26 protein-coding genes are annotated in these 21298 nt (G+C 28.0%); 9 read left to right on the top strand and 17 right to left on the bottom strand.

Going from position 1 to position 21298, the window contains the following annotated elements; translation table 11 throughout:
* Nucleotides 1–56: 56 nt before the first annotated feature.
* From lysA to LPB03_RS16565, 5 genes are all read left to right on the top strand, one after another.
* Nucleotides 57–1295 (top strand): diaminopimelate decarboxylase, encoded by a 1239-nt coding sequence (lysA, locus tag LPB03_RS02515; protein WP_065318034.1) that lies wholly within the window; start codon nt 57–59, stop codon nt 1293–1295.
* 95 nt (nt 1296–1390) lie between these two features.
* Nucleotides 1391–2005 carry a fumarylacetoacetate hydrolase family protein gene (locus LPB03_RS02510; protein WP_065318035.1) on the top strand — a complete coding sequence of 205 codons (615 nt, stop codon included), beginning with the start codon at nt 1391–1393 and terminating at the stop codon, nt 2003–2005.
* Between the two features lie 9 nt (nt 2006–2014).
* Nucleotides 2015–2533 carry a GNAT family N-acetyltransferase gene (locus LPB03_RS02505; RefSeq protein ID WP_065318036.1) on the top strand — a complete coding sequence of 173 codons (519 nt, stop codon included), beginning with the start codon at nt 2015–2017 and terminating at the stop codon, nt 2531–2533.
* 81 nt (nt 2534–2614) lie between these two features.
* Nucleotides 2615–4738 carry a Tex family protein gene (locus LPB03_RS02500; RefSeq protein ID WP_083186966.1) on the top strand — a complete coding sequence of 708 codons (2124 nt, stop codon included), beginning with the start codon at nt 2615–2617 and terminating at the stop codon, nt 4736–4738.
* Nucleotides 4739–4762: 24 nt separating this feature from the next.
* Entirely contained in the window at nt 4763–4909 is a 147-nt protein-coding gene (locus tag LPB03_RS16565; RefSeq protein WP_157579349.1) for a hypothetical protein, read from the top strand.
* A 136-nt stretch (nt 4910–5045) separates the two neighbouring features.
* On the opposite strand, the gene LPB03_RS02495 is transcribed toward LPB03_RS16565, so the two are convergent.
* A complete protein-coding gene (locus tag LPB03_RS02495; RefSeq protein ID WP_065318037.1) occupies nt 5046–5624 on the bottom strand; it encodes an AbiV family abortive infection protein in 579 nt (192 codons plus the stop codon).
* A 192-nt stretch (nt 5625–5816) separates the two neighbouring features.
* On the opposite strand from LPB03_RS02495, the gene LPB03_RS02490 reads away from it, so the two are divergent.
* Entirely contained in the window at nt 5817–8162 is a 2346-nt protein-coding gene (locus tag LPB03_RS02490) for a type IA DNA topoisomerase (RefSeq protein ID WP_065318038.1), read from the top strand.
* On the opposite strand, the gene LPB03_RS02485 is transcribed toward LPB03_RS02490, so the two are convergent.
* The 9 genes from LPB03_RS02485 to rpsF form a co-directional block, all read right to left on the bottom strand.
* The gene (locus LPB03_RS02485; protein WP_065318039.1) at nt 8155–8433 is read right to left on the bottom strand and encodes an STAS domain-containing protein; all 279 of its coding nucleotides are present in this window, start codon (nt 8431–8433) and stop codon (nt 8155–8157) included. The genes LPB03_RS02490 and LPB03_RS02485 overlap by 8 nt on opposite strands.
* Before the next feature lie 143 nt (nt 8434–8576).
* Nucleotides 8577–8900, bottom strand: a complete 324-nt coding sequence (locus LPB03_RS02480; RefSeq protein WP_065318040.1) for a histidine kinase — start codon at nt 8898–8900, stop codon at nt 8577–8579.
* A gap of 2 nt (nt 8901–8902) precedes the next feature.
* Nucleotides 8903–9949: a sensor histidine kinase gene (locus LPB03_RS02475; RefSeq protein ID WP_065318041.1), complete on the bottom strand. Its 1047-nt coding sequence runs from the start codon at nt 9947–9949 to the stop codon at nt 8903–8905.
* A complete protein-coding gene (locus LPB03_RS02470; RefSeq protein ID WP_065318042.1) occupies nt 9949–11088 on the bottom strand; it encodes an FIST signal transduction protein in 1140 nt (379 codons plus the stop codon). Before LPB03_RS02470 ends, LPB03_RS02475 begins: the two co-directional genes overlap by 1 nt.
* Before the next feature lie 130 nt (nt 11089–11218).
* Complete coding sequence (locus LPB03_RS02465; protein WP_065318043.1) at nt 11219–11632, bottom strand: response regulator; 414 nt, start codon at nt 11630–11632, stop codon at nt 11219–11221.
* Nucleotides 11633–11765: 133 nt separating this feature from the next.
* Complete coding sequence (locus LPB03_RS02460; RefSeq protein WP_065318044.1) at nt 11766–12233, bottom strand: DUF6495 family protein; 468 nt, start codon at nt 12231–12233, stop codon at nt 11766–11768.
* 85 nt (nt 12234–12318) lie between these two features.
* Nucleotides 12319–12765, bottom strand: a complete 447-nt coding sequence (gene rplI / locus LPB03_RS02455; protein ID WP_065318045.1) for a 50S ribosomal protein L9 — start codon at nt 12763–12765, stop codon at nt 12319–12321.
* A 15-nt stretch (nt 12766–12780) separates the two neighbouring features.
* A complete protein-coding gene (gene rpsR, locus LPB03_RS02450; RefSeq protein WP_026777666.1) occupies nt 12781–13077 on the bottom strand; it encodes a 30S ribosomal protein S18 in 297 nt (98 codons plus the stop codon).
* Between the two features lie 3 nt (nt 13078–13080).
* On the bottom strand, nt 13081–13422 hold the full coding sequence (gene rpsF / locus LPB03_RS02445; protein ID WP_065318046.1) for a 30S ribosomal protein S6: 342 nt from the start codon (nt 13420–13422) through the stop codon (nt 13081–13083).
* Nucleotides 13423–13546: 124 nt separating this feature from the next.
* Here rpsF and LPB03_RS02440 point away from each other — a divergent pair, with 124 nt between their 5' ends.
* Nucleotides 13547–14437 carry a sterol desaturase family protein gene (locus LPB03_RS02440; protein ID WP_065318047.1) on the top strand — a complete coding sequence of 297 codons (891 nt, stop codon included), beginning with the start codon at nt 13547–13549 and terminating at the stop codon, nt 14435–14437.
* A gap of 93 nt (nt 14438–14530) precedes the next feature.
* Here LPB03_RS02440 and ald read toward each other — a convergent pair whose 3' ends face one another.
* The 4 genes from ald to LPB03_RS02420 all read right to left on the bottom strand — a co-directional run bounded on the left by ald (nt 14531) and on the right by LPB03_RS02420 (nt 18431).
* A complete protein-coding gene (gene ald / locus LPB03_RS02435; protein ID WP_065318048.1) occupies nt 14531–15613 on the bottom strand; it encodes an alanine dehydrogenase in 1083 nt (360 codons plus the stop codon).
* A 281-nt stretch (nt 15614–15894) separates the two neighbouring features.
* Nucleotides 15895–17010, bottom strand: coding sequence for a hypothetical protein (locus tag LPB03_RS02430; RefSeq protein WP_065318101.1), 1116 nt, complete (start codon nt 17008–17010; stop codon nt 15895–15897).
* A gap of 61 nt (nt 17011–17071) precedes the next feature.
* Complete coding sequence (locus LPB03_RS02425; protein WP_065318049.1) at nt 17072–17884, bottom strand: hypothetical protein; 813 nt, start codon at nt 17882–17884, stop codon at nt 17072–17074.
* The gene (locus LPB03_RS02420; protein ID WP_065318050.1) at nt 17871–18431 is read right to left on the bottom strand and encodes an RNA polymerase sigma factor; all 561 of its coding nucleotides are present in this window, start codon (nt 18429–18431) and stop codon (nt 17871–17873) included. The genes LPB03_RS02425 and LPB03_RS02420 overlap by 14 nt, the downstream gene beginning before the upstream one ends.
* A 296-nt stretch (nt 18432–18727) precedes the next feature.
* On the opposite strand from LPB03_RS02420, the gene LPB03_RS02415 reads away from it, so the two are divergent.
* On the top strand, nt 18728–19096 hold the full coding sequence (locus LPB03_RS02415) for a DUF4258 domain-containing protein (RefSeq protein ID WP_065318051.1): 369 nt from the start codon (nt 18728–18730) through the stop codon (nt 19094–19096).
* Here LPB03_RS02415 and LPB03_RS02410 read toward each other — a convergent pair.
* Together LPB03_RS02410 and LPB03_RS02405 are read right to left on the bottom strand one after the other, a co-directional pair.
* The gene (locus tag LPB03_RS02410; RefSeq protein ID WP_065318052.1) at nt 19093–19686 is read right to left on the bottom strand and encodes a YdeI/OmpD-associated family protein; all 594 of its coding nucleotides are present in this window, start codon (nt 19684–19686) and stop codon (nt 19093–19095) included. The two genes, LPB03_RS02415 and LPB03_RS02410, sit on opposite strands and share 4 nt — an antisense overlap.
* A gap of 2 nt (nt 19687–19688) precedes the next feature.
* Entirely contained in the window at nt 19689–20357 is a 669-nt protein-coding gene (locus tag LPB03_RS02405; RefSeq protein ID WP_065318053.1) for a TrmH family RNA methyltransferase, read from the bottom strand.
* A gap of 35 nt (nt 20358–20392) precedes the next feature.
* Here LPB03_RS02405 and LPB03_RS02400 point away from each other — a divergent pair, with 35 nt between their 5' ends.
* Nucleotides 20393–21076 carry an SIR2 family NAD-dependent protein deacylase gene (locus LPB03_RS02400; protein ID WP_065318054.1) on the top strand — a complete coding sequence of 228 codons (684 nt, stop codon included), beginning with the start codon at nt 20393–20395 and terminating at the stop codon, nt 21074–21076.
* Here LPB03_RS02400 and LPB03_RS02395 read toward each other — a convergent pair whose 3' ends face one another.
* Nucleotides 21077–21298 carry a VF530 family protein gene (locus tag LPB03_RS02395; protein WP_065318055.1) on the bottom strand — a complete coding sequence of 74 codons (222 nt, stop codon included), beginning with the start codon at nt 21296–21298 and terminating at the stop codon, nt 21077–21079.

The following is a 21298-nucleotide window of genomic DNA, read 5'->3' as shown; positions in this document are numbered from 1 at the left end:
CATAGTTTATTAAACAAAATAGTTACTTTTGAAGCCAGTAATAAAATCAAAACAACGTGGAAAATACACAACTTTTAGAATTAGCAAATAAATACGGAAGTCCTTTATATGTATATGATACAGATAAAATTGAATCTCAATACAACAGATTAACAAGCGCTTTTAGCAGTGTTAAAAACTTAAAATTGAATTATGCTGTAAAAGCACTTTCGAACATCAATATTTTAAAATTCTTTAAAAATTTAGGTGCTGGTTTAGATACGGTTTCTTATCAAGAAGTTCAGTTGGGTTTAACAACAGGAATTGATCCGAAGAAAATAATTTACACACCAAATGGCGTTTCTTTAACAGAAATTGAAGAAGTTGCTAAATTAGGGGTTCAAATTAATATTGATAATCTTTCTATTCTAGAATCTTTTGGTCAAAAACATCCAGAAATTCCTGTTTGTGTAAGAATAAATCCACATATTATGGCTGGTGGAAATTCTAAGATTTCTGTGGGTCATATCGATTCTAAATTTGGAATCTCTATTCACCAAGTTCCTCATATTAAACGTGTTGTAGAAAACACAAAAATGAATATCAATGGAATTCACATGCACACAGGTTCTGATATTTTAGATATTGATACTTTTTTACGTGCTACAGAAATTTTATTTGATGTTGCTAAACAATTCGAAAATATAGATTTTATAGATTTTGGAAGTGGTTTTAAAGTACCTTATAAAGAAGGAGATATTTCTACGGATATTGAGCAATTAGGTGTGCAATTATCAGAAAGATTCAACGAATTTTGTGTTGAATATGGTAAAGACATTACATTAATGTTTGAACCAGGAAAGTTTTTAGTTTCTGAAGCTGGTGTATTTTTAGCAAAAGTAAATGTTGTAAAACAAACTACTTCTACAGTTTTTGCACATGTAGATTCTGGTTTTAATCACTTAGTAAGACCAATGATGTACAACTCTCATCATCATATTACAAACATTTCTAACCCAGCAGGAAGAGATCGCTATTACTCAGTTGTTGGTTATATTTGTGAAACAGATACGTTTGCCTCTAACAGAAGAATTTCGGAAATTTCGGAAGAAGATGTTTTGTGTTTCCATAATGCAGGAGCGTATTGCTTTTCAATGGCATCAAATTACAATTCAAGATATTTACCTGCAGAAGTAATGATTGTTGATGGCAAAGATTATTTAATCAGAAAAAGACAGACCATCAAAGATATTTTACACAATCAAGAAGTTGTGGAAATTTCATCAAAAAAGAAAAAAGAAGCTGTTACAGCTTAGAAAATTCTTAAAATAAATTATTTTAGCCATAAATTCATCAACTTTGAAATTGATAATTTATGGCTTTTTATTTAAAATTTTAAAAAATAAATACAATGAAAATATTAGGAATTGGTAGTAATTACGTATCAGATTTAAAGGATCTTGAAGAGAAAAAGAAAGCTAAAAAGTTTATTTTTTCTAAACCAGAAAGCAGTTTGGCTGTAAATTGTGATGTTGTGTATCCAAGTGATATTACCAACGAATTAATTTACGAAATTGAATTGGTTATCAAAATAGGGAAAGAAGGAAAAAACATTACCAAAGAAACTGCTAATTCTTACATTTCTGAAATTGCTGTTGGAATCGATTATACAGCAACAGACCTTTTAAATGATGCCAGAGAAACAAAACATCCTTGGGATTTTGCCAAAGGTTTTGATGGTGCTGCACCAATTTCTAGCTTTAAATCGATTGCTGAATACCCAAATTTAGACGATATTAATTTCGATTTAAAAATTAATGGCGAAGAAAAACAAAGAAGTAATACAGCTTATATGATAAATGATTTTGCTGATATTATTGTGTTTATTTCTAAATATATGACTTTGCAACCTGGAGATTTAATTTTTACAGGAACTCCTGCTTTAGGAAAAGGAGAAATTTTTAAAGGAGACCATTTACAGTGTTCTATAAATGACGAATTGTTGTTAGATTTTAAAATGATATAATTTTTTCTGATGAAAATAAGACTTTCTACGTTTGATGATATTCCCAATATCATGACCATTATTGATGACGCAAAAGCTTATTTGGCTTCTCAAAACATCGATCAATGGCAAAATGGCTATCCAAATGCTGAGCAAATTGAAAATGATATTAATAAAGGCGAAAGTTATGTGGTTGTAAATGATAAAAATAAAATTATGGCAACCTCTATGTTTACCTTAAGAAAAGAACCAACGTATAAAGAAGTTTTTGATGGAAAATGGATCATTTCTGAAGACGAAATTTATGGCGTAATTCACAGAATGGCAATCAAAAAAGAATTCAGAAAATTTGGTTTAGCTACATTTTTATTTCACGAATTTCACTTGCAATTAGAAGAAAAAAACATCAAAAGTTTAAAGATTGATACACATGAAGAAAATATGGGTATGCAATCTTTAATTAAAAAATTGGGCTACCAATATTGTGGAATAATTTACACCAATTACAATGCAAAAAGATTGGCTTTTGAGAAAGTAATATCATCTTAAAAAGACAAAATAAAACTATATTTACAACCTCATAAATTATTTTATGAGGTTTCTTTTTTCTGATAAAATTCAAATATAAAAATGCAAATTCTTCCATATATAATTCAACAAACACAACTTTCATCAAAATCTGTAGAAAATACGATTTCTCTTTTAAATGAAGATGCTACAATTCCCTTTATCAGCAGATACAGAAAGGAAATTACTGGCAATTTAGATGAAGTTCAAATTGGCGAAATTGTAAAATTTAAAGAGCTTTTTGAAGCCTTAGAAAAACGTAAAATATCAATTTTAAAAACATTAGAAGAACAAAATGTTTTAACTACAGAATTATCACAAAAAATACATAATTCACAAGACTTCATATCTTTAGAAGATTTGTATTTACCTTTTAAGAAAAAGAGAAAAACCAAAGCAGAAACTGCTCGTTTACAAGGTTTAGAACCTTTGGCAAAAATGATAATGAGTCAGAATGTGAATAATTTAGAACAAACTGCCTCAAAATATACATCAAAAGAAGTTGCCACTATTGATGATGCTATGGAAGGCGCTCGTTTTATTATTGCAGAATGGATTAACGAAAGAACAGATATCAGAAATAATATTAGAAGAGAATTAGAACGTTTTGCAACCATTTCATCAAAAATAATAAAGAGTAAAATTGATGAAGAAAAAGCGCAAAAATTCAAAGATTATTTTGATTGGAATGAAGCTTTAAAAAATATTCCTTCACACAGATTATTAGCAATTTTAAGAGCAGAAAATGAAGGTTTTATCCGCGTAAAAATTGAAATTGATTCAGAAAGAATCTTGCAAAGAATTGAAAATAGAATTATTAAATCTCAAAATAATTGTTCAGCACAAATTGAATTCGCAATTCAAGATGCGTATAAACGTTTGTTGTTTCCTTCTTTATCAAATGAAGCTCTCTCAATTGCTAAAGAAAAGGCAGATGAAGATGCTATAAATGTCTTCACCAAAAACTTAAAACAATTATTATTAGGTTCACCTTTGGGTGAAAAACGTGTTTTGGCAATCGATCCTGGTTTTAAATCTGGCTGTAAATTGGTTTGTTTAAATGAACAAGGAGATTTACTACATAATGAAAACATATATCCTCATCAACCTCAAAATCAAACAAATGAAGCAATAAAAAAAATAGGTTCTTTGGTTGATGCTTATAAAATTGATGCGATTGCAATCGGAAATGGAACAGCCTCAAGAGAAACAGAAGAATTGGTGAAAAAAATTTTCTTTAAAGATAAAGTTGATGTTTTTGTGGTGAGTGAGGCTGGAGCCTCTATTTATTCAGCTTCTAAAATTGCAAGAGACGAATTCCCAAATTACGATGTTACTGTTCGTGGTTCTGTTTCTATTGGACGTAGATTGCAAGATCCTTTGGCTGAGTTGGTTAAGATTGATGCAAAATCGATTGGAGTTGGCCAATATCAACATGATGTTGATCAAACAAAATTAAAAAAGTCTTTAGATACAACTGTGGAAAGTTGTGTAAATACTGTTGGCGTAAACATTAATACTGCTAGTGAATCTTTGTTAAGTTATGTGTCAGGAATTGGACCAAAATTGGCAGAAAACATCGTAAACTATAGAAATGAAAAAGGCTCTTTTACTTCGAGAAAAGAAATTAAAAAAGTGCCAAGATTAGGAGGAAAAGCTTTTGAACAAGCTGCTGGTTTTTTGAGAATTAAGAACGGAAAAAATCCTTTAGATAATTCTGCTGTGCATCCTGAAAGTTATGTTTTGGTTGATAAAATAGCCAAAGATTTAAAAATAAATATTGCTGATTTGATTGGAAATAAAGACATCCTTCAAAAAATAAATTTGCAACATTATGTTTCTGAAACCATAGGTTTGCCAACGTTACAAGACATTGTGAAGGAATTAGAAAAACCAGGTTTAGATCCAAGAGAAAAAGCAAAAGTATTTTCTTTTGATGCAAATATTAAAACTATTGCTGATTTAAAAACAGGTCAACTTTTACCAGGAATAGTAAATAATATTACAAATTTTGGTTGTTTTGTAGATATTGGTATTAAAGAAAGTGGCTTAATTCACATTTCTAATTTGTCTGATACGTTTGTAAAAGATGTAAATGCAATCGTTAATTTGCAACAACAAATTATTGTAAAAGTTTTAGAGGTTGATGTTGTTAGGAAGAGAATTCAATTGGCTTTGGTGAAGTAAAATAATAATTCTTATATTTATAAAATGAGCAATAAAGTAGAAAAAACAGATTCTTGGGATGACTTAACTGATTATCAAAAAAATGAAATACAACAAGGAATTAATGAGTCAAATAAAAAGAAAAAAGTTTCTTGGGAAGATGTTAAAAAAGAACTTTTAAAATTAAAATAAATAAAATCCTTCAGGTTTTAAATAACTGAAGGATCTTCAACAAAAAAAATAAATAGAAATCATTATAATTATTCATAGTATATAAAAATCTAATAATTAGAATAAGGTTTAATAAAAACTATTTAAGAACTTCACATTATCTGTAAATTGAAAAATCCATATTTGTTATTTTTCTAATAAAAACTTCTGGACTAGTTAAAAACATTTCGACAAAAGTCCTTGATTTTGATAAGCTTAATTTAGATTCTTGTTGAATCTTATAACATTTATTTTTGGAAATAAAATCGGATGGTAGTCTAATTTTGTTATTAATCAAATGTGCATAAAGTCCATATTGTTTAAAAATATCTAATTGTCTAGGGTTTGATATTTGACTTAAAATTTGTTTTTTTATTTTGTGCTGTTTAATACTATATTTTTCAAAAAAATCAAAAAAAACACAATCTTCTATCAAAGAAAATTTAATTTTTAATAAGTGGTCAGTGAAAATATTTTTAAAAAATGATTCATCTTCTATACTAAAATCTTTATTTATAGGTTTCTCAATAATTAAATAAATTAACATATTTGATATTTGATTTTCTTCTATAGATAATCTATAGATTGAATAAGCTCTAGCAAAACGATTATCTTTAAACAAATAATCAGCATCACTTAATAATGATTTGGAATTATTTAAACATTTTAATAATTCATTAATTTCTAAATTTACCATATTTAATACTATAAAGACTTTTAATAAATCTAGTTCTTCTAGAAATACTCTTCTCTATACTATAAAAACAAAAAATATTTTAAATGAAACACTAAATTTAATAATATGTTAATAACTAATCTTTTATTCCATATAATAAGCTAATTAAATTTCACATTTATTTGCCTATTTTCGAGTTCACAAAAATAACCAATGAAAGTCTGTATTGCAGAAAAGCCAAGTGTAGCAAGAGAAATCGCTAACATTCTAGGAGCCAACACAAAACGTGATGGTTTCTACGAAGGGAATGGTTATGCTGTAACTTATACTTTTGGGCATTTGTGCACGCTTTTAGAACCTAAAGACTACAAACCTCACTGGAAAAGTTGGGATTTGAACAATTTGCCAATGTTACCAGAACGTTTTGATACAAAAGTTACTGGAGATGCAGGTATTAGAAAACAGTTCAATATTGTAAAATCTTTGTTTGATAAAGCAACTGTAGTTATAAATTGTGGGGATGCAGGAACAGAAGGAGAACTCATTCAAAGATGGGTAATTAACCAATGTGGTTATAAAGGTGAGGTGCAACGTTTGTGGATTTCTTCATTAACAGAAGAAGCAATTAAAGAAGGTTTTAATAATTTAGAATCTTCCACAAAATATGATAATTTATACTATGCAGGTTTCTCTAGAGCTATTGGAGATTGGCTTTTGGGTTTAAATGCAACCAGATTGTACACTGTAAAATTTGGTGGTTACAAGCAGGTTTTATCTGTTGGTAGAGTGCAAACTCCTACTCTAGCAATGTTGGTAAATCGTTATTTGGAAATTCAAAACTTTAAACCAGAACCTTATTGGGAACTTCAAACTACGTATAGAGACACACTTTTTAATTACGAAGATGGACGTTTTCTAAAAAAAGAAGATGGGCAACTTTTAGCTGATAAAGTTAAAGAATCTGACTTTGAAATTGTTTCTGTTACCAAAAAAAAGGGGAAAGATTACGCTCCTAAATTATTCGATTTAACAGGTTTACAGGTTTATGGCAATAATAAATTCGGTTTTTCTGCGGATGAAACTTTGAAAATTGTTCAGAAGTTATATGAAATGAAGGTAGTTACATATCCAAGAGTTGATACAACTTTTTTACCCAATGATATGTATCCAAAAGTTCATGGAATTTTATCGAAATTAACAAATTACAGCGAACTTACACAACCTCTTTTAGGAAAGAAAATAAAGAAAACCAAACGTGTTTTTGATGATAAAAAAGTTACAGATCACCATGCTATAATTCCAACAGGAATTCAGAGTAACTTGCAATACAATCAACAGCAAGTTTATGATATTATTACCAAACGTTTTATAGCTGTTTTTTATCCAGAATCAGATATTTCGAATTCAACTATTTTAGGAAAAGCTGCAAAAATTCCTTTTAAAACAACAGGAAAAGAAATATTAACACAAGGTTGGCGCGTTGTTTTTAAATCTGCAGAAAAGATTGATAAAAAGAATAGTGAAGCAATTTTACCCAATTTTGTAAAAGGTGAAAAAGGGCCTCATGAACCTTCTTTTTTAGAAAAGGAAACAAAGCCACCAAGAAATTTTACAGAAGCAAGTTTATTAAGAGCCATGGAAACTGCTGGTAAACAAGTTGATGACGAAAATTTACGCGAATTAATGAAGGAAAACGGAATTGGGAGACCTTCTACAAGAGCAAGTATTATCGAAACTTTATTCCGAAGAAAATATATTGAACGTAAGAAAAAGTTAGTTTTACCAACGCAAACAGGTATCGATTTAATTAATATTATTGATAATGAATTGCTAAAATCTGCTGAACTTACTGGAAGATGGGAAAAACGTTTAAAAGAAATTGAACGTGGAGAATTTAGTGCAGCAACTTTCATCAACAATATGAAAAAGATGGTGGATGAATTGGTGTATGAAGTTCGTTCTAACAAATCTTCTAAACGAATTTCATCTGTGATTGCGAATGACAAAAGCATGAAGCAATCTGCTACTTCAAATACTAAAACATCATCAAAAAAAGCTTCAACAAAAAATAAAAATGTTGCTGGTAAAACGTGTCCTAAATGTAAAAAAGGGCAACTTTTAAAAGGGTCTTCTGCCTTTGGTTGCTCTGAATATAAAAATAATTGCAATTTTAAAATTCCTTTTGAAATTTATGGAAAGAAAGTTTCTGAAAATCAACTAAAAAGATTGATTGATAAAAATTGCACTACCAACTTAAAAGGTTTTGTAATAAATGATAAAAAAGTAGAAGGTTTAATTCGTTTTGATGATGATTTTAATTTGAAATTAGAACCTAAAAAAGAATTAGAAAAGCCTCAACAAAATACGGAAACAAGTTCAGCATCAAAAATTTCTTGTCCTAAATGTAAGACAGGAACTGTTTTAAAAGGAAAAACGGCTTATGGTTGTTCTAATTATAAAAATGGTTGCGACTTTATTTTTACTTTTGAGAACATAAAAAAAATTGCCAATGGAAAACCATTGACAAAAGATTTAGTTTTGGAAATTATATCTAATTAAGCTGATTTATAAAAATATGATCGTAAATTTCTTTACAGCCACCACCAACTATTGAAAAGTTTTTTTCTTTTGAGGTTGCTAAAATCATTAATTGCTGAATAGCATTTAAACCATTCTTGTCAATTTCTTCAGCTTCTTCTATGTTTAAAGTTATTTTCTTTTTTTTATCAATTTTTTCAGTAAAATAAGTTAAAAAAGTTTCTACATCTGGCGCATTTACTTTTCCCTTTAAATGATAAACACTTTTGTTTTTTGAAATTTTTAGAGGCATAATACATATATTTATTAGGTTAATATAAATTAATTTTCAAAAACTAAAATTCATTACTATCAAAATAAAACACTTATAATCAAAAAAAATAAACCAATATAAAACTAAATTATAATTGGTAAGTTTTTATAAATAAAATACAATTATATTGTTTTTAAATATTCAGAAATTACGTCTAAAATTTGTTCGAATTTTTCTTTCTCTATAACTTCAATCTTACTTTCACGAAGGTTATGTTCAAATTTATTAGCGTTTTCGTAATTTTCTTCGAGTCCTAAAATACTAAATTTATGCTTAATTCTATGAACATTAGCTTCAATTTCTTTAAAATTATTTTTTTCGATGCTATTATAGTACTCTTTTACCTCTATTGGAAACTCATCTTTTATTACATTAATTAAAGTGTTTTTTACGGAAACATCTTCTCTGGCTAACTTATTTATATATGTTAAATTGGGTTTTTCCATTATTATTTTTTTATTGTAAAAGTAAAAATTGTTTCTACATTTGGAGTTGACTCTATATAAATATCACCATTGTAAGCCTCTATAATTTTTTTTACGATAGATAAACCAATGCCTGTAGATTTATTATCGTTTTCTAATTTTTGAAAAGCAGCAAAAATTTTATCGAAATATTCGTTCTCAATTCCTTTTCCATTGTCTTTAACTGTAAACTTCCAAAAATCTTTTTGATCATAATAATTTATCTCTACAAAACCATTTTTTTCTTTATTATTAAATTTTACAGCATTATGAATCAAATTATAAAATAAAAGATCTAATCTATGTTTATCTCCATAAATAGTTGGTAAGTTTTCTGGAATTAAAATTTTTATACTTTGAGGATTATCGATTGTAGGAATTAAAATTTTTAATAAAGAATTTAAATTGACTTCATATCGTTTTTTTTCGGCTTTACCTATTGTAGAATATTCTAAAATACCTTGGATAAGGGTATCCATTTTCTCCACATTAGTTCGAATTAAGTTTAAAATTTCTTTACCTCCATTATCAAAATCTTCAAAATAATCTTCTCTAATCCATGTTGTTAAAGCATCTATACTTTGCAAAGGTGATTGTAAATCGTGAGAAATCATATGTGCATATTCATTCAACTCTTGATTTTGTTTCACTAAACTAGTTACTAATTTGTCTTTTTCTTTATTAATTTCAATAATTTCTTTAGTTTGATTATCAATAAAATCTACTAATTTTAATGAATCTTTACTCTCTAAATTATTAACTTCCTCTAATTCATAAAACTTTAAAGTATTTATGACATTATTAAGTTTCGAAATTATATTTTTTTGAGATTGTGTTTCTTCTCTTAATTGTTGGTTTGTTTCAAAAAGCTCTTCAGAACTAATAGTTACAGCTCTTTGTAACATAGTAAATTGCTCTTCAGAAGAATCGTAAGATTTACTTACAGCTTCTAAAAAAACATCTAAATCTTTGTTAGCATGTAAATTTTCAGGTAAATATTTTCTTATTTGTCTTTTTAACAGAGAATTCATTATTCGCTCATTAAGGTAATTGCTATGGTTTGATTATGCAGTTGACAGCTCATTTCGTCTTCAAAAGGTGCAATTTCTCCATAAGAATAAAACCCGCAAATTTTAGTTTCGTTTCCAATTGCCTCTATAACTTCCTCTACTTCTTCTTCAACTCTTTGATCTAAAACCAATTTTCGACCAATACAACTTATCAAAATTGCCAATTCTGGTTTTTTAATTCTACTTTCTAAAGCTTGTTTAGCACCTATTTCTGCAGCATTTACAATATTATCTACATTTGTCATCATTAACTGAACTTTAGCACCTTCTAAAATATCACCTGCTAAAATCATTGAATTTTCATCCTCATTAATATTTAGAATTGTTCTAACAATAGATTTTTTGGTATCAGTAGATTTTACATTTAAAGGATATAGTAATGCAGCTCCAGGTAATTCTTTAGATTTATCACCTAAATATTTTTTATATAAATCTAATGCAGGCTTTCCATCAAGTTCATACAGTATATTATCGTTAGATTTTGTCACAATTCTTTCTGGTCCAAAAGGAGTCCAACCACCATTTGTTGCAAAAGAAACCTCTAAAGTTTCACCATAAAAACCAATTGCTACAATTTCGCCTTCTTTAGGTTGCTCATTATAAGATGTAAGCGTTTTTTCAAATCTAGATCCATCTCCACATAAAGCTCCTGTAATTAATACATTATTTTCTGTTGCAGCATTCATGCCAATAGCAAGCTGACTTCCATTTATAAAACTACCATCTGAAACAATTAAAACATATTTTAAATCTTTTTGCGGTAGTTGTTCAATTAATTCTTTACCGATTTTCTGGCTATTAATTAAATTTTCAGGGTTTAAAACGCCTGTTGTTTTTATTACGAAATTACTTTTTTCAAATTCAATTGCTGTAATTGTTATCGATTCATCGTCTACAGAATCTGAAGTAATATCACCAGAAGTTGATCCAAAAACAAGATGACCCTCTTTAAACTCTTCTCTGATTTCATGATAAATAATTGCATCTTCTAACATATATCTATTACCAAAAATCAAAACTAAAGGTTTTTTTAATAAAATTTGTTCAGATAAATATTCTAATTTTTTATTTTTTACTTTTTTTAACTGAACAGTTTTCATTATTTATAATATTAAGAGGAAGGTATTTAAATTGATTTTTAATGTTTTGGTTAATGAATAAAAGGTATTAATAAATCTAAGAGATTAATTTAAAAATAAATAACTGTACGTAAGTAATTTAATATTTAAATTAAATTTTTATCAACTCATTTATACTCCAATAGGCTAAAACTGTTTCTATTTTTTTAACGTAATCTTCATATTTTAAAGGCTTTAAAACATAACCAGACATTCCTGTTTTATAACATTCCAATAAATCTTTCTGATTGTTAGATGTTGTTAAAATAATAGTAGGAATATGTTTTAAATCTTCATTTGCTTTTATGATTTTAAGAAGTTCTAGGCCACTAATCTTTGGCATATTTAAATCTAGCAAAATTATATCAGGAATATTTTCTTTATTTTCAAGAAATTTTAAAGCTTCTTCTCCATTTTTTGATTCATATATGGTATGTTTTAATTTTAATAATGAAATGGTTCTATTCATTTTCATTATTTCAATTAAATTATCTTCTACCAATAAAACCTTTAAACTTTTTTCCATCAAATAAAACTAATTAATACAATACAAATTAAGTCTAAAGTTATTTTTTAATAGAAAAACGCTGTTTAAATGATTTAAAGTAAAGTTAAAATGCTAAAAACTATCGATAAACAGTTTTATAAATAAAAAAAGATTAACCAATTAACTGGCTAAAATATTCGAAAATTTCTCCTTTTGAAATAGAACTTCCTTTTTCAATTAAATCAAAAATCTCTTGATTTCTTTCTAAATGATAAGGTTTAGATCCTTTAAAAATTTCTACAGAATTATCCATTGGGTTTTGCATTAACCATTCGAAACCTTTTTGTTCTAATAAATTAATATCCCAAGAAATTTTAATGGCAATTCTATGAATTTCATTTTCATCGCATTTAAATAAGTTTGCAGATTTTTCTGAAAAGTGTTCTATATAGTTTGTTTTGGTTAAAACATCATCCCAAACAACATCAGAAAATACATTTAGTTCCTCTTCTGCAACATTTGGTTGTTCTTCTTTAATTGTTTTCCATTCTTTTACATCAATACTTTGTGAAGCCAAGAAAAGGGCAAATTCTTGATGCAAACTTTCGAATTGTTCTTTGGTAAGTTGTCTGTATTTCATAGGAAGTTGGAAGTTGGAATAAAAAATAGAAAAGCTCGTTATTTCTAACGAGCTTTTAAAAAATTATTTAAATGTGTTTCTAAAATTATTCAGCAACAACATCAAAAGTAATATCAGCAACTACAGCTCTGTGTAATCTTACAGATGCTTCGTATTTACCTAATCTTTTTACAGAACCACCAACAACTTTAATAAACTTTTTGTCGATTTCTGTACCTGCTTTTGCAAGTGCTGCAGCTAAATCTATATTGTTTACAGAACCAAATAATTTGTCTCCTGAACCAGTTTTAGATGCAATTTGTAATTCATATCCTTTAATTGTTTCAGCAATTGCATTTGCATCTTCAATTAATTTAGCTTCTTTATAAGCTCTTTGTTTTAAATTCTCTGCTAAAACTTTCTTTGCAGATGAAGTAGCTAAAGATGCTTTTCCTGATGGGATTAAAAAGTTTCTACCATATCCGTTCTTAACGTCTACAACATCATCTTTAAATCCTAAATTTTCTACGTCTTGTCTTAATATCAATTCCATGTCTGTACGTATTTATTATTTTAGTAAATCTCCAACGTAAGGCATTAACGCTAAATGACGCGATCTTTTAATTGCTTGCGCAACTTTACGTTGATATTTTAATGAAGTTCCTGTTAAACGTCTTGGTAAAATTTTACCTTGTTCGTTTACTAAATACATTAAGAAATCTGCATCTTTATAATCGATATATTTGATGCCTTTTTTCTTAAATCTACAGTATTTAGCTTCTTTTTTAGTGTCTATATCTAATGGCGTTAAATATCTAACGTCAGCAGATTTACCACCTTTTGCTTGTTGTTCTATTGATGCCATTTCTTATTTTTTAGTAGATTTAACACGTTCTCTTCTTTTCTCAGCCCAAGCTGCAGCATGTTTGTCTAATCTAACAGAAAGGTAACGCATAACGCTATCATCTCTTCTAAATTCTAACTCAAATGCAGCGATTTCCTCACCAGCAACTTTATAGTCTATTAAGTGATAAAAACCACTTTTTTTCTTTTGGATTGGGTAGGCTAATTTCTTTAAGCCCCAATCTTCTTTTGAGATTATTTCAGCTCCTTTGGAAACTAAATAATCCTCGAACTTTTGTACTGTCTCCTTTATCTGTGTGTCAGATAAAACGGGATTCAAAATGAAAACAGTTTCGTAATGATTCATAATTAATAATTTATTGTTTATTTTTAAGGGTGCAAATATAGTAACTTTTTTATATTTACTGCATCTTTTTTATGATTAAAAAGTTTACACTATAATCTCTATGAACATAATTTAAAATACTGATATGCAAATACCTGAAATACCAGACTTAATTCATTATGCAATTCCGTTTTTTGTAGCCACTGTAATTCTTGAAATTATTTTAACTGTAAAGGTAAAATTGGAAGATTATGAATTTAAAGATGCTGGTACTTCCATTATAATGGGCTTGGGAAATGTATTTATTAGCATATTTACTAAAATAATGATTTTAGCTGTATTTCTTTTTTTATATAAATTTAGATTTTTTACGATTCCTTTTGTTTGGTGGGCTTGGCTTATATTATTATTTGCTGAAGACTTTTGTTATTATTGGTTTCATAGAATTAGTCATGAAAGTAGGTTGTTCTGGGCAAGTCATGTTGTGCATCATTCTTCACAGAAATATAATTTAAGCACTGCTTTAAGACAAACTTGGTCTGGAAGTTTTTATACATTTATCTTTTGGTTTCCTTTAATTTTAATGGGTTTTCATCCTATAATGGTTTTGGTGCAAATGAGTATTAGCCTAATTTATCAATATTGGATTCACACAGAATTAATTAACAAAATGCCAAAATGGTTTGAAGCTGTTTTTAATACTCCAAGTCATCATAGAGTTCATCATGCAACAAATCCACAATATTTAGATAGAAATCATGCAGGTATTTTTATTATTTGGGACAGACTTTTTAAAACGTTTGAACCTGAAGTTGAAAAACCTGTGTATGGATTGGTTACAAACATCAATACTTATAATCCTATAAAAATTGCTTTTTTAGAATGGAAAAATATGCTAAAAGATTTTTACAGCTCAAAAACATCCCTCAAAAATAAATTTAAATATTTGATAAAACCTCCAGGTTGGAAACATGATGGAACTAGTATTTTATCAACAGATCTTAGAAAAAAGTGGGAAGAAAAAAAAGAAAAGTAATTTTTACGGGATTTTAATTTCATCTAATTAAAAAACCACTAATTCAAAACTTAAAAATATATCAATCGTGAATTAGTGGTTTTATATACGTTTTTAGTTAAAAATACCTTCTAACTCTTTGTAAACAATTTCACCTTTTACAATGTTTAATCCTTTAGCTAAAGATTCATCATTTTTACAAGCTTTTTCCCAACCTAAATTTGCTATTTTTAAAATATAGGTAAGTGTAACATTGGTTAACGCCATTGTTGATGTAAAAGGAACAGCACCAGGCATATTTGCAACACAATAATGTACAACATCATCAATAATATAAGTAGGATCTTCGTGAGTTGTAGCTCTTGTGGTTTCAAAACAACCTCCTTGATCTACAGCAACATCAACAACCACAGTTCCTGGACGCATTTCTTTTAACATATCTTTTGTAATTAATTTTGGCGCCTTTCCTCCTTTTACCAAAACTCCACCAATTATTAAATCGTGTGTTTTTATATGTTGTCTAATTACATATTCGCTTGAAAAACCTGTAATAACGTGACTTGGTAAAACATCATTAACATAACGTAAACGTTTCATGTTAATATCTAAAATTGTAACGTGAGCACCTAAACCAGCTGCCATTTTTGCAGCTTGTACACCTACAACTCCAGCTCCTAAAATCAAGACTTTTCCTGGAGTAACTCCTGGAACACCTCCTAATAAAATTCCTCTACCTTTTACGGGTTTTTCTAAGTATTTTGCTCCTTGTTGTACAGACATTCTTCCTGCAACTTCAGACATTGGTGTTAATAATGGTAAAGAGCCATCAAAATCTTCTACAGTTTCATAAGCGATACAAATTGCTTTGCTAGCAATCATAGCTTTTGTTAAAGGCTCACTAGAAGCAAAATGAAAATACGTAAATACAATCTGGTTTTCTGTAATTAGAGGATATTCAGATGCAATCGGTTCTTTTACCTTTACAATCATTTCACTTTTCGCATACACATCTTCTATTGTTGGTAAAATAGTTGCACCAACATCTATATAATCTTTATCGAAAAAACCACTTCCTTCACCAGCTGTTGCTTGTACATATACTGTATGATTTTTATTTGTTAAAGCAAAAACACCAGCAGGAGTCATACCTACTCTACTTTCATTATTTTTAATTTCTTTAGGAATTCCTATTTTCATTTTAAACTATTTAGTTAAGGTTTAGATGGGGATAAAATTAAAGTTTTTTTAGTATTGATAAAATAAAATCGAATTTGGTTTAATTTTTGCGAATTCCTTACTATAATCAACATTAAAGATAGAATTCTATATTAAAATACCAGTTTTTTACTTAAACAACAAAAGCCATTGCAAATGCAATGACTTTTGTGTGAATTTATATGTTTTTTTCGATTTTAAAATTGAATCAAAATGTCAATTTAGCGATCATACATTCATTTAATATTATAAATATTTTTTTGTTAATCCAAATCTAAACGAATTCCCATTGAAATATTTCTTGTTTCTGTGTTTTTGAAAAGTGGATTCAAATCGTACTTTACATAAAAACTAACATCTTTATAGCCTACATAACTGCTTAATCCATAATTGAAAACATTCATATTAAAATTATCATATTGTACAGATTCCACTTCTACTCCTTCAGAATCTTTATATTCTAAATATTGTCTTGTTCCTAATTTAAAACCTGCAAAACCTCCAATTCCTAAACGTACTGAGTTGTTAGTTACATCTCTTTTTCGTCCATCAGAATATGTTTTATTACTAGAAAAATCCCACTCTAAATGCACTGGAAAACTCATTTGAACATGACGTAATCTACTCTCTGTCAACATTTCATCAATTCTAGTTTCAATATTCGTCACATCTCCATTTTTAACATGTTCTTGATTATCCTTTAATCGTAAATTATTCCAAAGAAAAGAAACACCATATTTAAAGTACAATTGAGAAGGTTCTTTTGTAAAACGTGTTTTCCAAGTAAAACCTAATTCGTAAAAACGTGAACGCCAAGTTTGATAATCATCTCCTAAAGTAGATAAATTATTATCTGTTAAAGTATTGTTTATACCCATTGCAAAAACAAACTGCGAAGTAGTTCTTCTGTTCCATTTTTTATGAAAACTCCATTTTTTTTCACGAGCTTCTTTTTTCTCTTTTTGAGTATCATAATAATCCTCATTATCTTTAAATATAAAGGTTTTGCTACCAATTGTAAAGGTTTTTTCCTCATTATAATCTTTATCAAATTCGCCTGAACTTGCAATTTTACCATTTGTTTTATCTTGCACTAATAATTGTAATAAAGCTTCTTGTTCGCTTACTAGTTTTTCGATTCTTCTTGCATGATAAGCTGCTAATTCTTTCTTTAAAGAATCTGATGTACTTTTTGTAATTTCTCCTTTTTCTAATCGTTTATCAATTGCAATAACTTTTAATTTTAAAGAATCTTTCTGCTCTTTTGCAATACTTTCTATTCTTTTTGATATTTTACTCACTTCTCTTTCAAATGATTTTTCTTGAGCTTGTGAAACTGTTGCGCACAACAATAAGAAGATACATACTATTCTTTTCATTTTTATTGGGTTTAAATTTTTTGTTAAATTGTTTGATTTTTTTTCTGAGAAACGACTTTTATCAATCATTTCTACTCGCAATTGCAGAAGCAATATCAGATACTTTTCTTTTTAATGAGTTCATGAAATTATTCTGAAAAACATCATCATCTATAGTTCGTTCTACTTCAGCTAAAATAGTATTCGGATCTATTTTAAAATTCGATTTTTTGAGTTCTCTTTTTATCGTTCTTAAAACATCTTCTCTATTTACATTATATTTTGCATAATGCTCTGAAACCTCTTTAGGTGTATGTGTTACAGCAAATAATAAATCGTAAGCATTTATTTTAATAGCACTATTTGAATCTCTTTTTAAAATGTTAACTTCTTTTAACTCCTCATTTTCAAGAGATTTATTTGAAAAATCATCAACCTTTGCAATTACTACATTTTCTTTTTGAGTAGCTTTTACAGCTGTTATTTTTGTGGAATTATAATATTCTTTTGAAATAACTTTCTCAGAAATGTTTTTTTCTATCGGTTTTTCTGGAAGTAATTTTACTGTTTCTTTATGTACAATTACTTCTTTAATAGGTAACTCAGATTTTATATTCTTAATGTTTTTATCAATTAAATCTTTATCAATTTTTTCGATAACAACTTCGTCTTTAAAATTGATTTCTTGAGAATCTCCGCTAAAAACATAGAGACTTACTGAAACCAAAAGCAAAATACTTGCTGCTACACCTATATAAAAAAACCAACCGATTTTCTTTTGTTTAGGAGCTTCATCTAATTTAACAGATAAGCGTTCCCAAGCAGAAGCTGATGGCTCAAAACTTCTGTTTTCGAACTTTTCTTTTATAGAATTATCTAATTTATTTGTCTTCATGAACTACTGTATTCATTTTAATATAATTTTGTTGCAATTGTTTTCGCGCTTTAAACAATTGCGATTTTGATGTACTTTCAGAAATACCTAATTGTTCTGCAATTTCTGAGTGTTTATAACCTTCTATGGCGTATAAATTAAACACCATTTTGTAACCTTCTGGTAATTGATCTATTAGTTTTTGAATATCTTCTACAGAGGTATTTTCTAAACTTTCTGTAGCTGCATCATTAAAAACATAGTCTTCGTCAGACAAATCAATTACATTTTTTTTTCGCAGATAAGAGATGCACGTGTTCACCATAATTCTACGAATCCAACCTTCAAAACTACCTTCGTGTTTAAAAGTATGTAAGTTTTTAAAAACCTTAAAAAAGCCTTGTAATAATAAATCTTCTGCATGATGTAAATCTTTTACATATTGCCTACAAACACCTAACATTTTAGGAGAATGTTGCTTAAACAATTGTTCTTGCGCTTCTCTATTATTGTTACTCGCTTTTTTTATGAGCGATTTTTGTGAGTTATGTAGTTTTATAATTTTCAAGCCTCTTGATTCCGTTTTTAATGCCTTACAAATATATAGACTACCAAAGTTTTAAAAAGGTTGCTTTGGATAAAAAAATAAATTTATTGATATTTTTTGGTTGATGATTTATAATGATGAAATTTATCAAAACTAGAAAATATTAGTAATCATTAAAGTTTATGTGAAAAATAAAGCTATTTTTAAAATAACAATTATTGTCATAAAATTATAACTGAGAAAATCGTTCCAAATAACTCTTTTAAATAGACCAATAATTACACAAATTATATAACTTTGCAGTCAACAATTTTAGCATGTTAATTAAAAGAATAGGGTATTTTTTAGTGGGAGTTTCTTTAGGTTCAATTGGTGTTTACTTTTTCTGGCAAAAGAAAAATGCAACGTTCGATTATGGAATGGATGCAAGAACTTTAAAAACAATCAGAATTAAAGAACGTGTTTTTTCTGATAATGCTAAAAGGGTAATGCTAAATTCTGATATTGATAGTACAAAAATTTCTACCATTTTATATACAGGTGATGTAGATTTTGGTAAAAGCAAACCAAGACAAAAACCTTGTGCAGAATATTATATTACAGGAAATAACGAATTAGAAAACGTAAGTTTATATGTTTCTAGATGCGATTCTGTATCTACAATCAAAGAAATTATTATTGATTAACAATTCTTATATTTATCATGCAATCCTGCTCCACTAATAATCATTGGAATTATTTTTTCGAGTCTATTTAATTTTGTTGATGCTCTTTTAGCTTCAGAAATATAAGCTGCATATTCTCTTTGCTTACTTAAAGAAAATTTTTCAAAACTTATTTTTAACTCTTTATTTGTATTTAATTCTTGTTGTAATTCTTCAGGAATAAGTACGGGTTTTAAAGATCTTGTAGGTTTAATTTCATTTCCTAATTTCACATTTTCGATAGCCTCTAAAACATATTCTTTAATTTGCACTGTATTTATTTCATCAAAAGAATTAAATCTCCATTGCAACATGGCTTTGGTTTTTCCTTCTTGTGCATTTATAAAAACCTTGTATTTGTCTTTTAATAATGCACCTTGAAAAAACCATAAACCAAAGTAATTTTTAAAAGCGGATAAACCAACTATATTTTTGCCGTTAAAAACATACACTGGAGATCCCCATTTTATGGTTTCATCTACAGGTAAATCTGCAAAAACAGCACGTAAAAGATTGAGCTCTTTACTCCATTTTTCTTTTTTTGAGATATATTCATCAACCTTAATATTCATATTTATAAGTTGTTAAAATAACGTTCTTCAATTTTATCTACATTTTTAATTGTTTTTTTAACCCAATCAAAATATAAAATTTCTTTTTCTTTGTTTGATAGTTGCCAATCAATCTTAGAACTACGAAGTTTTGTAGTAACCGATTGTAAAATAATGGCAGCAGCTACAGAAATATTTAAACTTTCTGTAAACCCAACCATAGGTATTTTTAAAAAACCATCTGCTTGGCTTTTTACAATATCAGAAACACCTTCTGCTTCTGCTCCTAAAATAAAAGCCGTTTTTTTACTGATGTCAAAATCTTGTAATAAACAAGAATCATTATGAGGTGTAGTTGCAATAATTTGATACCCTTTTTGTTTTAAAACATCCAAACAAATTTGAGTATTATTGCCATCTTCTCTATATCTATATTGATTTAACCATTTTTGAGAACCTTTAGCAACATGTCTAGAAACAGTATTACTGTACTTATTTTCAATAGAATGCACATCTTGAACTCCAAAAATATCACACGTTCTTACAACTGCACTTGCATTATGTGGTTGATAAATATCTTCCAAAACAACTGTAAAATGTCGAGTTCTATGCTCTAAAACATTTTTAAAAGTTGCTTTTCTTTTTTCGGTTAGATACTCTTCTAAATAAGCTAAAAGTTTTTCATCAATCATAAATACAAACATAAAAATTATTATTTTTACAAGTGATGAAAAAATTAGTTGTTTTAACAGGCGCAGGTATTTCTGCAGAAAGTGGTATTAACACCTTTAGAGATGCAGATGGTTTATGGGAAGGTCATGATGTGATGGAAGTTGCAACTCCACAAGGTTTTGGTGCAAACCCTGCATTGGTTTTAGAATTTTATAATCAACGTAGAAGAGAATTATCAACAGTAAAACCCAATAAAGCACATTTAAATTTAGTGGAATTAGAAAACCATTTTGATGTGGAAATCATTACTCAAAATGTAGATAATTTACACGAAAAAGCTGGCAGTAAAAATGTTACGCATTTGCATGGAGAACTTTTAAAAGTTAGAAGCTCTGCTGATGAATCTTTAATTTTAGATTGGAATAAAGATCTAGTTTTGGGAGATTTATGCACCAAAAACAGCCAATTAAGACCTCATATTGTTTGGTTTGGAGAAATGGTGCCAATGTTAGATAAAGCAATTGAAATTACTAAAGAAGCAGATATTTTAGTAATTATTGGCACTTCTATGCAAGTATATCCTGCTGCAAGTTTGGTTGATTATATAAAACCAAAAACACCCATTTATTTTATAGATCCAAAACCTCAAATCTCAGAAAACGATTTTAACGATTTAACAATCATTAAAAATGTTGCGAGTTTAGGTACCCATAAATTAATAGAATTGCTGATTAAATAATTACTTAACCATATTTTTTAGATAAAAATTTTCTACTTTTTCTCTTGCCCAAGGTGTAGTTCTTAAAAATTTTAAGGAAGATTTATACGTAGGATTATTTTTAAAAGCATTAATATTTAAAGAATAGCCTAATTCTTCCCAGCCATATTCTAAATACAATTGCTCTAACATGGTTGCTAACTTAATACCATGCAAAGGATTGTTGGGTTGTTCTGTACTCAT

This window comes from Polaribacter vadi, assembly GCF_001761365.1.
Lineage (GTDB): Bacteria > Bacteroidota > Bacteroidia > Flavobacteriales > Flavobacteriaceae > Polaribacter > Polaribacter vadi.
The sequence above is the reverse complement of the archived record's forward strand: the minus strand, read 5'-3'. Positions and strand labels throughout refer to the sequence as shown.

What these genes read in the sequence shown, in the direction of transcription:
- LPB03_RS02510 (WP_065318035.1), top strand. Translation starts at nt 1,391, where the DNA reads ATGAAAATATTAGGAATTGGTAGTAATTACGTATCAGATTTAAAGGAT.
- LPB03_RS02505 (WP_065318036.1), top strand. Translation starts at nt 2,015, where the DNA reads ATGAAAATAAGACTTTCTACGTTTGATGATATTCCCAATATCATGACC.
- LPB03_RS02500 (WP_083186966.1), top strand. Translation starts at nt 2,615, where the DNA reads ATGCAAATTCTTCCATATATAATTCAACAAACACAACTTTCATCAAAA.
- LPB03_RS16565 (WP_157579349.1), top strand. Translation starts at nt 4,763, where the DNA reads ATGAGCAATAAAGTAGAAAAAACAGATTCTTGGGATGACTTAACTGAT.
- LPB03_RS02495 (WP_065318037.1), bottom strand. Translation starts at nt 5,624, where the DNA reads ATGGTAAATTTAGAAATTAATGAATTATTAAAATGTTTAAATAATTCC.
- LPB03_RS02490 (WP_065318038.1), top strand. Translation starts at nt 5,817, where the DNA reads ATGAAAGTCTGTATTGCAGAAAAGCCAAGTGTAGCAAGAGAAATCGCT.
- LPB03_RS02485 (WP_065318039.1), bottom strand. Translation starts at nt 8,433, where the DNA reads ATGCCTCTAAAAATTTCAAAAAACAAAAGTGTTTATCATTTAAAGGGA.
- LPB03_RS02480 (WP_065318040.1), bottom strand. Translation starts at nt 8,900, where the DNA reads ATGGAAAAACCCAATTTAACATATATAAATAAGTTAGCCAGAGAAGAT.
- LPB03_RS02475 (WP_065318041.1), bottom strand. Translation starts at nt 9,949, where the DNA reads ATGAATTCTCTGTTAAAAAGACAAATAAGAAAATATTTACCTGAAAAT.
- LPB03_RS02470 (WP_065318042.1), bottom strand. Translation starts at nt 11,088, where the DNA reads ATGAAAACTGTTCAGTTAAAAAAAGTAAAAAATAAAAAATTAGAATAT.
- LPB03_RS02465 (WP_065318043.1), bottom strand. Translation starts at nt 11,632, where the DNA reads ATGGAAAAAAGTTTAAAGGTTTTATTGGTAGAAGATAATTTAATTGAA.
- LPB03_RS02460 (WP_065318044.1), bottom strand. Translation starts at nt 12,233, where the DNA reads ATGAAATACAGACAACTTACCAAAGAACAATTCGAAAGTTTGCATCAA.
- rplI (WP_065318045.1), bottom strand. Translation starts at nt 12,765, where the DNA reads ATGGAATTGATATTAAGACAAGACGTAGAAAATTTAGGATTTAAAGAT.
- rpsR (WP_026777666.1), bottom strand. Translation starts at nt 13,077, where the DNA reads ATGGCATCAATAGAACAACAAGCAAAAGGTGGTAAATCTGCTGACGTT.
- rpsF (WP_065318046.1), bottom strand. Translation starts at nt 13,422, where the DNA reads ATGAATCATTACGAAACTGTTTTCATTTTGAATCCCGTTTTATCTGAC.
- LPB03_RS02440 (WP_065318047.1), top strand. Translation starts at nt 13,547, where the DNA reads ATGCAAATACCTGAAATACCAGACTTAATTCATTATGCAATTCCGTTT.
- ald (WP_065318048.1), bottom strand. Translation starts at nt 15,613, where the DNA reads ATGAAAATAGGAATTCCTAAAGAAATTAAAAATAATGAAAGTAGAGTA.
- LPB03_RS02430 (WP_065318101.1), bottom strand. Translation starts at nt 17,010, where the DNA reads ATGAAAAGAATAGTATGTATCTTCTTATTGTTGTGCGCAACAGTTTCA.
- LPB03_RS02425 (WP_065318049.1), bottom strand. Translation starts at nt 17,884, where the DNA reads ATGAAGACAAATAAATTAGATAATTCTATAAAAGAAAAGTTCGAAAAC.
- LPB03_RS02415 (WP_065318051.1), top strand. Translation starts at nt 18,728, where the DNA reads ATGTTAATTAAAAGAATAGGGTATTTTTTAGTGGGAGTTTCTTTAGGT.
- LPB03_RS02410 (WP_065318052.1), bottom strand. Translation starts at nt 19,686, where the DNA reads ATGAATATTAAGGTTGATGAATATATCTCAAAAAAAGAAAAATGGAGT.
- LPB03_RS02405 (WP_065318053.1), bottom strand. Translation starts at nt 20,357, where the DNA reads ATGATTGATGAAAAACTTTTAGCTTATTTAGAAGAGTATCTAACCGAA.
- LPB03_RS02400 (WP_065318054.1), top strand. Translation starts at nt 20,393, where the DNA reads ATGAAAAAATTAGTTGTTTTAACAGGCGCAGGTATTTCTGCAGAAAGT.
- LPB03_RS02395 (WP_065318055.1), bottom strand. Translation starts at nt 21,298, where the DNA reads ATGAGTACAGAACAACCCAACAATCCTTTGCATGGTATTAAGTTAGCA.